Raw genomic sequence first — 12,124 nt, forward strand, 5'->3', positions numbered from 1 at the left:
AAACAAGGATAGTAATTGGTACAAACAATAATTATCCTTGTTTAAATAAAAGTTTATAAAAAGTAGGTTAATTCGCTTAATATTGCGATAAATTTACTAATGAAAAATTCTTTGATTAAATGCATGTGATTTTGTTACATACATCAATAGTTTTTTTTGCAGTCTCTGTTACATTTTCAAATATTGAGTTAAGATTATTTATAGAAGTAGCTTGGTTGTTTACTACTTCTTGTGAACTATCAATATGTTTCTTTGCTTCTCGTAAAGATTTTGTTATTTCATTTAAACTATTGCTTATATTATCAGAAGCTTCTTGACTTGCTTTTGAGAATTTACGCATTTCGTCTGAAACAACAGCAAAACCTTTACCTGCTTCACCAGCTCTAGCTGATTCAATAGAAGCATTTAATGCAAGGATATTTGATAATTTTGCATTTTGTTGTATTGAAGTAACTATTTCGATAGCATCGTTAACTTTATCAACTATAGAATCTGTAATAGTTTTTATTTCATTCATATTGGATGATAAAGTTATACTATTTTCAGATATGGAGTTAATTGATACATTTGTATTTGTTATAGATTCATCTAAAGCATTTGCATTATTAATTATTCCATCTCTAACTTCAGAAGAATAAATATAAGTAACAACACCAACGATTTCACCATTATCATATATAGGTGTAGCAGTGCCTTCAAATGCTTGTCCAAAAGCTTCTTTTGGGATTTTTGAATATGAAGGTTTACCAGTTCTTAAAACTCGGTGAATATTGCTGTTTTTATCGGTATCTTTATAACCAACATCAAAATTAATATTTACCTTATTAGATTTAAAATAGGCTATTACCTCTCCCTCAGTATTCCATACAGCTATTGCTGCATCTAAACCAGTCATTTGTTTTATCAGTGGAGCACAATTGGCTACCTCAGTTAATTTTTGATTTATCATATGTATTACCCCTTTATTTTAAATATAATTCTATTTTATCATAATATTTGGTAAAATTAAATATATATTGTCGAAGAAATATTAAACTATTAATTATTAAACTAAGAAAGTGTTACATATATTAAGCATTATGTTTCCAGTAGGAATAATATTGATTAACTGCTGTGATATTAAAAAATAGCTATTACTAATAGATTAAAAATCTATTAATAACAGCTATTTATATTATGTATAATATACTTATACTATTTTAGTAGTCCATTCTTCACAATTCCATATTTCAGTTGCTACATCTCTATAGAATTCAGGTTCATGGGATACTAAAAGAATAGTTCCTTTATATTCTTTTAAAGCTCTTTTCAATTCTTCTTTTGCATCTACATCTAAATGGTTAGTAGGTTCGTCTAGGATTAGTATATTAGTTTCGTTATTTAATATCTTACATAATCTAACCTTAGCAGCTTCTCCTCCAGATAATACTCTGATTTGAGATTCTAATTGCTTAGTAGTAAGTCCACATTTTGCAAGAGCAGCTCTTACTTGATATTGAGTATATCCAGGGAATTCTTGCCATACTTCTTCTATACAAGTATTCTTATTATCAGTTCTATCTTCTTGTTCAAAGTATCCAATATGTTGATAATCTCCAAGATGAACTTCGCCACTTAATGGCTTAACTACTCCAAGTAAGCTTTTTAATAATGTAGATTTTCCAAGACCATTAGCTCCAACTAAAGCTATTTTTTGTCCTCTTTCCATTGAAAGATTTAATGGTTTAGTAAGTGGAGAAGTGTATCCTATTACTAAATCCTTTGTTTCGAAAATAACTTTTCCAGAAGTTCTAGCTGGTTTAAAGTTGAATTCTGGCTTTGGTTTTTCAGCCATTAATTCAATTTTTTCCATTTTATCTAATTTCTTTTGTCTAGATTTAGCCATATTAGCAGTAGCAACATTAGCTTTATTTCTAGCAACGAAATCTTCAAGTCTTGCTATTTCTTTTTGTTGTTTTTCATATGCAGCTTCTAACTTCTTTTTATTTTCTGCATATATTCTTTGGAATTCATCATAATCCCCAACGTATCTAGTAAGTTTTCTTTCTTCAACATGATAAATTAAATTTACAACTGAATTTAAGAATGGAATATCATGGGAGATTAAGATAAATGCATTTTCATATGATTGCAAATATCTCTTAAGCCATTCTATATGTTCTTCATCTAAGTAATTAGTAGGCTCGTCAAGAAGTAGTATATCTGGATTTTCAAGAAGAAGCTTACCTAAAAGAATTTTAGTTCTTTGACCACCAGATAAATCATCTACGTCTCTATCAAGTCCTAAATCTAAAAGTCCAAGTCCCTTTGCAACTTCCTCAACCTTCGGATCTATAACGTAAAATCCGTTGTTATCAAGTAAATCTTGAATTACTGCAGTTCTATCTAACATTTTTGTTAACTCGTCTTCAGTGCAGTCACCCATTTTTTCATATAATGAATTCATTTCAGCTTCAAGATCAAAAAGATATTTAAAAGCACCTCTTAATGCTTCTCTTATGCTTTGTCCCTTTGTAAGTGCAGCATGCTGGTCCATATATCCAACTCTCACGTTATTTGACCATGTTACTTTACCTTCATCTGGTTGAAGTTTTCCTGTAACTATATTCATAAATGTTGATTTACCTTCACCATTAGCGCCAATAAGACCAACATGTTCCCCTTTTAATAATCTAAATGAAACATCTTCGAATATGGCTCTGTCACCAAAACCATGGTTAATATCTTTAACAAGTAATACGCTCATTAATTTCCTCCCTAAAACAATTTGTTTTCAGTAATAAAGTTATGATAATAGTTTATATGATACAAACCTTATATGTCAAAGTAAATTTCTGATGTTTTTACCTTTAAAGAATAATATATATATAATTTTTTAGCATTAAGAATATATTTTATTTTTAGAGTTAAAATATATTAAGTGATAATAAGGAATAATAAATGATATACAGATTATATTGTAAAAAGTTAAAGAATTTCTAAATACAAAAACTTAACAATATAATATATTAGTGTATAATAAATCATAATATTAACAAAATTAAATTTATATTAATCATAGGAATTATATGAGAAATAACATTAAAGAAAGGACGATATTATGAATTATATTTTATTATTAGTTGGATTTGTTCTTCTGATTAAAGGAGCAGATGTATTTGTTGATGGTGCATCATCTATAGCAAAAAAGCTTGGTATACCATCAGTTATAGTAGGACTTACTATTGTTTCAATTGGAACAAGTGCACCAGAATTAGCAGTAAGTTTAATATCAGCACTTAAGGGCAGTAATGATATTGCTATTGGTAATGTATTAGGATCAAACTTATTTAATTCACTTGTAGTTTTAGGTGTAACTACAATAGTATTTCCAATAATCATAATTAAAAAGAAAGTTAAAACTGATTTTCTAATAAATTTATTTGCTACTATATTATTATTTATATTAGCATTTGACTCTTTATGGGGAGGAAAAGGTAACACTATATCAAGATTTGATGGAATAATTTTGCTAGTTATATGTATAGCATATATTACTTATTTAGTAATAAAGGCAAAAAAGACTGATATGCCTGAACCTTCAGAAGAAGAAAAAAATATAAATGTATTCATAAAAGTATTATTAATAATTATAGGAGCAGTTGGAATAGTAATTGGTGGACAATTAGTTGTAAATAGTGCTACTAATATAGCAACATCTCTTGGCATGAGTGAAAAACTTGTCGGTCTTACTATAGTAGCAATGGGAACATCACTTCCTGAACTTGTAACATCAGTTGTAGCAGCTCTTAAGGGAGAAAATGATATTGCTCTTGGGAATGTATTAGGATCTAATATTTTTAATATATTATTAATTCTTGGTGCATCAGCAGCAATAAGTCCAATAACAGTAGAATCAAGTCTTATGATTGATTTCTTATATCTTATAGCTATAACAATTATTATGTATATATTAATCTTTGCTAATAAAAAAGAAGAGAAAAGATTATCAAAACCAGAAGGCATATTTTTAGTCATATTATATATTGCATATGCGGTTTATATAATTATGAGAAATTAATATATTAGAACTGTTTGAATTAATAATATTAGCTTTATTGGATAAACTTATATATAGGTTATTATTTATATTAAAGGAGATGTAACTATGAGTGATTTTACAGATAGAATGAAAGAAGAAGGCAGAAAATTAGGAGAAGAAATGAAGGAATCAAGTCATAGAATAAGTGGTGAAATGAAAGGAATGGCACATTCTATTGGTTCTGAAATGAATGAAATGAAAGATGTAATGATGGATAAAGCTGATGATTTAGGCGAAAATATAAAAGAAAAAACAAATAAGATGAATGATAGTATTAAAAATGCAATCAATAAGTTTAAAGATGGTGGTACACATAATAAATAGAAAAGTTCATATTTAATAATATTGTATTAAAAGCTGACATTTATTTTTTTATGTCAGCTTTTATTATTTATGCAAATAATATATGAAAAAAGTGGAAAAAGTAGTATAATTAATTATACAAATATTTACATAGAAAAGAGGGTATCGACATAGATAAAATAGTTAAAATACTTATATTTAAATTAAAAAAGCTTAAAATCTACAAAAGAATAAAAAATATCTTTACAAAGCATAAATCAAAAATAAACCAAAATTCTGATTATTATGATGAAATGCAAAATCATGATAATAAAATTGAAATAATTAGAGATCAAACATTTAGTGAAGGTATAGAGAAATTAACAAGGCAAAATTCAAAAGAAAGGAATAATATCAGTAAAGAAGTTGAATATAATAATACCATGATGCAGTATTTTGAATGGTACTATCCAAATGATGGTTCTCTTTGGAATAAGTTAAAATCTGAAGCAAAAAATTTAGGAAATCTAGGAATTACTTCATTGTGGCTTCCACCAGCATATAAAGCTCATGGAGGAATAAATAATGTTGGATATGCTGTTTATGATTTATATGATTTAGGGGAATTTGAACAAAAAGGAACTATAAGGACAAAATATGGAACAAAACAAGAGTATTTAGATGCAATAAAAGAGGCACATAAATATAACATAGATATTTTAGGAGATGTAGTATTTAATCATAAAGCTGGTGCAGATGGTACAGAACTTGTTGATGCAAGACTTGTTGCTTGGAATGATAGAAACAGATTTATAGGAGAAAAAAGACAGATAAGAGCTCATACGGTATTTAATTTTCCAGGCAGGAATGGAAAGTATTCTGATTATAAATGGAGTTCAAAAGATTTTGATGGTGTAGATTATGATGATATTACAAAAGAGAAAGGCATATTCAAATTTGAAGGAAAAGAATGGGAAGAAGATGTAGATAAAGAAAATGGAAATTATGATTTTCTTATGTTTTCAGATTTAGATATGGATAGTGAAGATGTAGTAAACGAACTTAATAGATGGGCGAGCTGGTATGTAAAAGAGACTAATGTAGATGGATTTAGATTAGATGCAATTAAGCATATTAAGTTTGATTTCTTTAAAGATTGGCTTAAAGCAATAAGAGAAAGCAGTGGTAAAGAACTTTTTACTGTAGGAGAATATTGGACATGGAATATAGAGAGTCTTAAGTATTATTTAAAGCAGTGTGATTATTCAATGAGTTTATTTGATGCACCTCTTCATTTTAATTTTTTCAATGCAAGCAGTTCAGCAGGATATTATGATATGAGAAAAATATTGTATAATACTCTTTTAAAAGAGAATTCAAAGTATGCAGTTACATTTGTAGATAATCATGATACACAAATTGGACAATCCTTAGAGTCTTGGGTACAAACATGGTTTAAACCTTTAGCATATACATTTATATTGACAAGACAGGAAGGGTATCCATGTATATTTTTTGGTGATTATTATGGGATTCCGGAAAAAGGGTATGCTGGAATTAGAAAAGAGCTGGATATAATAATGAATGCTAGAAAGAACTATTCATATGGCATTCAGCATGATTATATAGACCATCATTCTGTTATAGGATGGACTAGAGAAGGGGATTGTAATCATAAAAACTCAGGATTGGCTGCAATAATAACAAATGGATTAGGAGGAGTAAAGAAGATGTATGTTGGAAAACAGCATATAGGAGAAAAGTGGTATGATATTACTGATAATATAAAAGATAGAGTTGTAATAGATGATAATGGTGAAGGAGTATTTAGAGTATTAGATGGTTCTTATTCTATATGGATAAAAGAAAATATAAAGTGATAATATATGAAATTTATAATGATTTAATGGAAATATATAAATAATATTGTGATTTTTTAATGTTTATATTGAATTTTGGGTGATTTTTTAGTATAACTTTATATTGATAGCTAAATATACTTACTGTCTGATTATTTCAGGCAGTAGTTTTTTTTCTAAAAGATAGCGATAAATTATGATTTTATTTTTATCCTATAATAATCATATTTAATTAAACTCATATAATTTTAGAATGATTATTTTATATTTAATGTTATAAAAATATGAAAGGAAAATTTAAGGGTATGAGGATAAATAAGCTTTTTAGCAATTACGGAATATGTTCAAGAAAAGATGTAAATAAACTTATAGATGATAAAAGGATTACAGTGAATGGAAAAGAATGTGTTCAAGGACAGTGGGTTGAGGAAGATGATGAAATACTTCTTGATGGGAAGAAAATTTCTATGCAGGAAAGAATTTATATAGCACTTAATAAACCAGCAGGTATAATAACTACTTCAGACAAAGAAGTTAAAGATAATATTATAGATTTCGTTAACTATCCTAAATATATATTTCCAGTAGGAAGATTAGATAAAGAATCAGAAGGGCTTATCATACTTACTAATGATGGAGAGCTTGCTAATGATATATTAGAAGCTGATAATAATCATGAAAAAGAATATATAGTTACTTTAAATAAAGAGTTTGATGATGAATTTATTAATCAAATAAGATGCGGAGTTAAGATACCAGGGACAAAAGGCACTGGAATCAAAAGAATATCAGATACTAAAGGAGTAGTATTTGATAATGGAGTTAAGAAAATAGTAGATTTAAATGATGCTAAATTAAAAAGTAATAATAATGATGGTATAGTAACAAGACCATGTAAAGCTGAAAGAGTAAATGAAAATACATTTAAAATAATTCTGACTCAAGGACTTAATAGGCAGATCAGAAAAATGTGTAAAACTCTTGGGTATGAAGTTATAAAGCTTAAAAGAATTAGAATACTAAATATTTCTTTAGATGATATCGATTATGGAAAATGGAGATATATAAATGAAGAAGAAATTCAAACGATAAAAAAGCTTGTAAAATAAATTAATTTATATATTTTAGGATAAAAGTAAAGATAATTTTAAATAATAAATTTAATATATATTATAATTAAGCAGGGTGCAGAACTAAGGAGGAAAAACAATTAATGAAAGAGCTACATGAAAAATTAAAATATAAGTTTATTGATAAGGAATCAGAATTATACCATTCGGCAATTGAACTTAGATATAGAGAATTTTATGAAACATCCAACCGTTCAAGAGAAAGTATATTTGATGAATTTGAAGATAAAAGTTTACGTGTTGTAGCTTATATGGACCATAATGATATGGATCATAAAGTAGTTGGTCATGCAAGATTATTTGTTGAAGGAAATGTTGGAGAAATAACTCAAGTAGTTGTGGATCACGAGTATAGAGGATATAAAATAGGAGCTGGAATCATAAAACAGCTTTTTATAAAGGCAGAAGAATTAAATTTGAAGAGTGTTGGACTGGATGCAAGAATTCCAGCTGTAGAATTTTATAAAAAGTTTGATTTTAAAATAGTAGGCGAAGAATACATTTCACCTAAGTCAGGTATGCCAATAATTAGAATGGAAAAGAGTTTTAGGGATTAATAATATAAATAACTACAAAATGTTATTATTTTAACATTTTGTAGTTATTTTGTTTTAGTTGAAACTATTTATTTATTATGAGATAATAGGCAGTGGTAAATATATAAATAGGCAACTTAAACTACTCATTATTATAAGATGAGGTGAAGAAATGAACTTAATACAAAAATATGAAGCATTAACGAAAAAGCAAGCTGCTGAGAATCCAGATAAAGCTTATAAGATGATTGAATTAGGATTATTTTTTGAAAAGCAAATAGTTAAATTTTCAGAAAAAGATATGCCAAAAGCATATAAAAAATTAAATCTAATTGCTCTTAATTCAGTTTTACGTGGATTAAAAAATCCAGAAAAGGCAGCTTGGGTAAATATATTCACTCCAGTAGAAATTCTTCAAGCATTTGATATAAATCCACTATCTATTGAATGCATTTCAAGTTTTCTATCTGGATTTGAAATAGAAGATTTTTTCAATGAATATGCAGAAAATTTAGGAGTTGCTGAAACATTATGTTCTTATCATAGGGGATTTATAGGTGCAGTAGAATCAGGGGTACTACCTACACCTAAATTTGCAATAACAACATCAACATGCTGCGATGGGAATGTGAATACTATAAGATATATTGCTAAGAAGAGAAAAGTAGATTCTTATATCATTGACATTCCATATGACTATTCAGAAGCTAATGAAAAGTATGTAGTAAACCAACTTAAAGAAATGATATCAATGTTAGAAGAAAAAACTAACAAAAAATTTGATATGGAAAAATTAAAGGAAATTCTTAGAAGAGAAAATGAATCTAAAAAGTACTTTAATGAATATTTAAAATACCAAAAAACAAAGTATTATCCAAGTTCATTAACTTTACATATGTTTATGCTTTTTGCATCGCATGTAGGTATAGGAACACAAGAAATACTTGATTTTTACAAGCTTCTTAGTGAGGATATACAAACTTATCCAGATAGCCATGGATTAAAGATATTCTGGGTGCATTTACTACCATACTATCAAGAAACAATGAAAAAATACTTTAACTTTAATGAAGGATATCAAATTCAATCTTATGATACTAATTTTGATTATATGGATGAATTAGATGTAGACCATCCTTTAGAAGCACTTGCTAAAAAACTTATTTTAAACATGTATAATGGTCCATATGAAAGAAAAATTGAAACTATAGAAAAAGCTATAGATGAATTAGGATCAGATGCGGTTATACATTTCTGCCATTTAGGATGTAAACAGTCTGCCGGTGGTGCAATGCAGCTTAAAGAAGCTATAAGAAAAAAAGGTATTCCAATGTTAGTATTAGATGGAGACTGTATGGATAGAAGAAACTGTCAAGATGGACAAATAAAAACACGTCTTGAAGCATTCTTAGAAATGATAAGAACACAAAAGGAGGCAAAATAGTATGATCGGTTATACATGTAAATATGCCCCAATGGAGATATTTGAAGCACTTGGAGTAGAGGTGGAAAAGATAGACACTAATGCTACAAGCTATGATAAAGCAGAATCAATGATGCATGCTAATTTATGTTCGTATGTTAAGGGAGTTCTTGAAGAAGTATCTAAAAAGGAATATGAAGGAGTAATATTAACAAATTGTTGTGATAGTACAAGAAGACTATATGACACTTTAAAAGCTAATTTTCCTAATATGTTTGTTTATATGCTTGAATTACCTAGAAAGGTAAATGAAAGTGCAGTTTCACTTTATGAAGAATCTATTATGAACATGGTGGATGCATATGAAGAATTCAAGAAGTGTAAATTTGAAAGAGAAAAATTAAAAGAAGTTGTATTAAGTAAAAAGTCAGAAATAAATAACTCTAATGGTGGAATTAACGTTGGAATTATGGGTGCGAGATGCAACGATGAAATAGTAAAGCTAGTAGAAAACAGTAATGGTAATATTGTATTTAATATTACATGTACTGGCGATGAAAGAGTTTATGATGACATTAATAATGATAATTTTTCTATAAACAAATATACAGAATGTTTATTAAACAAGCTTCCTTGTGTAAGAATGGAAGATGTGAATAAAAGAAGCGAATATATAGAAAAAATGAGAGATAAGGTTCAAGGTATAATCTATCATACAGTTAAATTCTGCGACATTTATTCATATGAATATGCTTTTTTAAAGGATGATATAGGTATTCCACTTCTAAAGGTTGAAACAGATTATACTAAGCAATGTGCAGGACAAATAAAGACAAGAGTTGAAGCTTTTATAGAATCACTTTCTGTAATGAATAGCGGAAAAGCTCAAAATAAATCAGCATCTCTAACATTAGATGGAGATAAGAATAATGAAGTATGTAGAGCATGCTATGATCAAGATGGTAAGGCAGATGCAGAATATAAGAAGAGAGTTCAAGGTCTAAGAGATGATTTAGAAAATGAAAGTAAAAGCGGAATAAAGGATGGTAAAGTAAAAATGAATAACGGAAAAGTATATGTTTTAGGTGTAGATAGTGGTTCAACTTCAACTAATGCAGTAATCATGGATGGAGACAGAAATATTGTAGTATCACATGTAGTTAGAACAGGAGCTAAAAGTAAGGAAAGTGCTAGAAAAGTACTAGACGAAGTATTAGAAAAGGCTAATCTAAAAAGAGAAGATTTATCTTTAATTATATCTACTGGATATGGAAGAGTAAGTATAGATTATGCTGATAAAGGTGTAACAGAAATAAGCTGCCACGGAAGAGGAGCACATTACTTAAATCCAGAAATTCGTACAATAATAGATATTGGTGGACAGGATAGTAAGGTAATAAAATTAAATGATAAAGGTGAAGTAACAGACTTTGCTATGAATGATAAATGTGCTGCAGGAACTGGACGTTTCCTTGAAATGATGGCAAGAACATTAGAAATAAACATAAAGGAAATGGGACCAGAAGCATTAAAGTGGAAGGAAGATATAAGCATAAGTAGTATGTGTTCAGTATTTGCTGAATCTGAAGTAATATCATTAATTGCTGAAAATAAAGAAAAATGTGATATTATCCATGCATTATGTGCATCTATAGCAAGTAAGACAAATTCATTACTTAACAGAGTAGGTAGAGAAAGCAAATTCATGATGACAGGTGGAGTTGCACAAAATATTGGTGTAGTAAAAGCTATTGAAGACAAGATAGGGGAAGAACTATTTATATCTAAAGAACCAGAAATAGTTGGAGCTATAGGGGCAGCATTATACGCATTAGATGAATTACAATAATAAAAAGTTGATTTTAAATGATTAAGAAACTAAATTTTTATTTATTATGCTATGATTTTTGGATATAATATAACTACTAATTTATTAAAAGGATGAAGATAGTTATGGAAGAAAATTTAAATATTAATGGTCTTGACGGACAAGAAATATGGCAGAAGATATATGGAAAAGAACTTAATAGCAAAAAGAATATTCTAGAATATATCGATATGACTAAAATATTAAAGAAAGATCCAGATGTTTTTCAAATTGAAAGCACTTATAACTTTATTTATAAAAAGATTGATGAAATGGCAGATAAGATAAAGCCTAATACTATAATGTATCTTAAAAATACATTAAAGTCACAGCTTGGCAAATATGTTTTTGATAAAGATCCAAAGATAGAAAATAATTTTATTAAATTTTTTAAAGAAGCTTATCCAGAAGGACATAGAAGAAAAGATTTTACTTGGGTTCTTATGGATTTAAATAAGATTGCTTTAGAGCAGATATGGACTACATTAACATATATTAATAGAGAATGCATTACAAATAATCTTATTTTGACTGATGATGATAAAAAGGATATAGTAGAAGTAACTAGAAAACTTGTTGATTCACAGAATATTAAGTATATAAATAACTTAAAGAGCTTGGATAAGTTGAATAGAATTTTAAATATAAAAATAGTTGAAAATAGAAATAAATTTATTATAAAAGAAATTTAAAGTTGTATAAGTTTTTAATTAAACAGCAGGAAATTATAGTATTATAAAATCCTGCTGTTTTTGGTGTGCCCAGCATGGGCATGTGCTAATCGGTGAAAGTCCGTTACGGGGGCTGATAGTGCCAACCGCACAGCCAACGGCAAGGGTGTCCATCGTGAGGTGGAATCTGAAGGAAGACTGAGGCAAAACCTTGGTCTGAGGTACACGAATCACATTTGAGGCTTAATGCTATGGGTAAGCTTGCCAAACAAAGT

The 12,124-nt window shown here is 28.1% G+C and carries 10 protein-coding genes; 8 read left to right on the forward strand and 2 right to left on the reverse strand.

Going from position 1 to position 12,124, the window contains the following annotated elements; translation table 11 throughout:
- Positions 1-115 precede the first annotated feature (115 nt).
- Entirely contained in the window at positions 116-949 is an 834-nt protein-coding gene (locus HF850_RS10195; protein WP_169105336.1) for a methyl-accepting chemotaxis protein, read from the reverse strand.
- A 240-nt stretch (positions 950-1,189) separates the two neighbouring features.
- Entirely contained in the window at positions 1,190-2,746 is a 1,557-nt protein-coding gene (locus HF850_RS10200) for an ABC-F family ATP-binding cassette domain-containing protein (protein WP_169105337.1), read from the reverse strand.
- Between the two features lie 354 nt (positions 2,747-3,100).
- Here HF850_RS10200 and HF850_RS10205 point away from each other — a divergent pair, with 354 nt between their 5' ends.
- The 8 genes from HF850_RS10205 (at position 3,101) to HF850_RS10240 (ending at position 11,870) form a co-directional block, all read left to right on the forward strand.
- On the forward strand, positions 3,101-4,060 hold the full coding sequence (locus HF850_RS10205; RefSeq protein ID WP_169105338.1) for a calcium/sodium antiporter: 960 nt from the start codon (positions 3,101-3,103) through the stop codon (positions 4,058-4,060).
- An 87-nt stretch (positions 4,061-4,147) separates the two neighbouring features.
- Positions 4,148-4,405 carry a hypothetical protein gene (locus HF850_RS10210; protein ID WP_169105339.1) on the forward strand — a complete coding sequence of 86 codons (258 nt, stop codon included), beginning with the start codon at positions 4,148-4,150 and terminating at the stop codon, positions 4,403-4,405.
- 272 nt (positions 4,406-4,677) lie between these two features.
- Positions 4,678-6,243 (forward strand): alpha-amylase, encoded by a 1,566-nt coding sequence (locus tag HF850_RS10215; protein ID WP_169105340.1) that lies wholly within the window; start codon positions 4,678-4,680, stop codon positions 6,241-6,243.
- Between the two features lie 284 nt (positions 6,244-6,527).
- Complete coding sequence (locus tag HF850_RS10220; RefSeq protein WP_169105341.1) at positions 6,528-7,331, forward strand: pseudouridine synthase; 804 nt, start codon at positions 6,528-6,530, stop codon at positions 7,329-7,331.
- 104 nt (positions 7,332-7,435) lie between these two features.
- Complete coding sequence (locus HF850_RS10225) at positions 7,436-7,909, forward strand: GNAT family N-acetyltransferase (protein WP_169105342.1); 474 nt, start codon at positions 7,436-7,438, stop codon at positions 7,907-7,909.
- 151 nt (positions 7,910-8,060) lie between these two features.
- Positions 8,061-9,332, forward strand: coding sequence for a 2-hydroxyacyl-CoA dehydratase family protein (locus HF850_RS10230; protein ID WP_169105343.1), 1,272 nt, complete (start codon positions 8,061-8,063; stop codon positions 9,330-9,332).
- Position 9,333: 1 nt separating this feature from the next.
- Entirely contained in the window at positions 9,334-11,160 is a 1,827-nt protein-coding gene (locus HF850_RS10235; RefSeq protein ID WP_169105344.1) for an acyl-CoA dehydratase activase, read from the forward strand.
- A gap of 104 nt (positions 11,161-11,264) precedes the next feature.
- The gene (locus tag HF850_RS10240) at positions 11,265-11,870 is read left to right on the forward strand and encodes a hypothetical protein (protein WP_169105345.1); all 606 of its coding nucleotides are present in this window, start codon (positions 11,265-11,267) and stop codon (positions 11,868-11,870) included.
- Positions 11,871-12,124 lie beyond the last annotated feature (254 nt).

This window comes from Clostridium sp. SM-530-WT-3G, assembly GCF_012843905.1.
In the GTDB taxonomy this organism is placed as follows: domain Bacteria; phylum Bacillota; class Clostridia; order Clostridiales; family Clostridiaceae; genus Clostridium.

Bases quoted from the DNA above. Each gene is read 5' to 3' on its own strand.
- HF850_RS10220 (WP_169105341.1), top strand. From the start codon at position 6,528: ATGAGGATAAATAAGCTTTTTAGCAATTACGGAATATGTTCAAGAAAA.
- HF850_RS10215 (WP_169105340.1), top strand. From the start codon at position 4,678: ATGCAAAATCATGATAATAAAATTGAAATAATTAGAGATCAAACATTT.
- HF850_RS10235 (WP_169105344.1), top strand. From the start codon at position 9,334: ATGATCGGTTATACATGTAAATATGCCCCAATGGAGATATTTGAAGCA.
- HF850_RS10195 (WP_169105336.1), bottom strand. From the start codon at position 949: ATGATAAATCAAAAATTAACTGAGGTAGCCAATTGTGCTCCACTGATA.
- HF850_RS10205 (WP_169105338.1), top strand. From the start codon at position 3,101: ATGAATTATATTTTATTATTAGTTGGATTTGTTCTTCTGATTAAAGGA.
- HF850_RS10230 (WP_169105343.1), top strand. From the start codon at position 8,061: ATGAACTTAATACAAAAATATGAAGCATTAACGAAAAAGCAAGCTGCT.
- HF850_RS10210 (WP_169105339.1), top strand. From the start codon at position 4,148: ATGAGTGATTTTACAGATAGAATGAAAGAAGAAGGCAGAAAATTAGGA.
- HF850_RS10225 (WP_169105342.1), top strand. From the start codon at position 7,436: ATGAAAGAGCTACATGAAAAATTAAAATATAAGTTTATTGATAAGGAA.
- HF850_RS10200 (WP_169105337.1), bottom strand. From the start codon at position 2,746: ATGAGCGTATTACTTGTTAAAGATATTAACCATGGTTTTGGTGACAGA.
- HF850_RS10240 (WP_169105345.1), top strand. From the start codon at position 11,265: ATGGAAGAAAATTTAAATATTAATGGTCTTGACGGACAAGAAATATGG.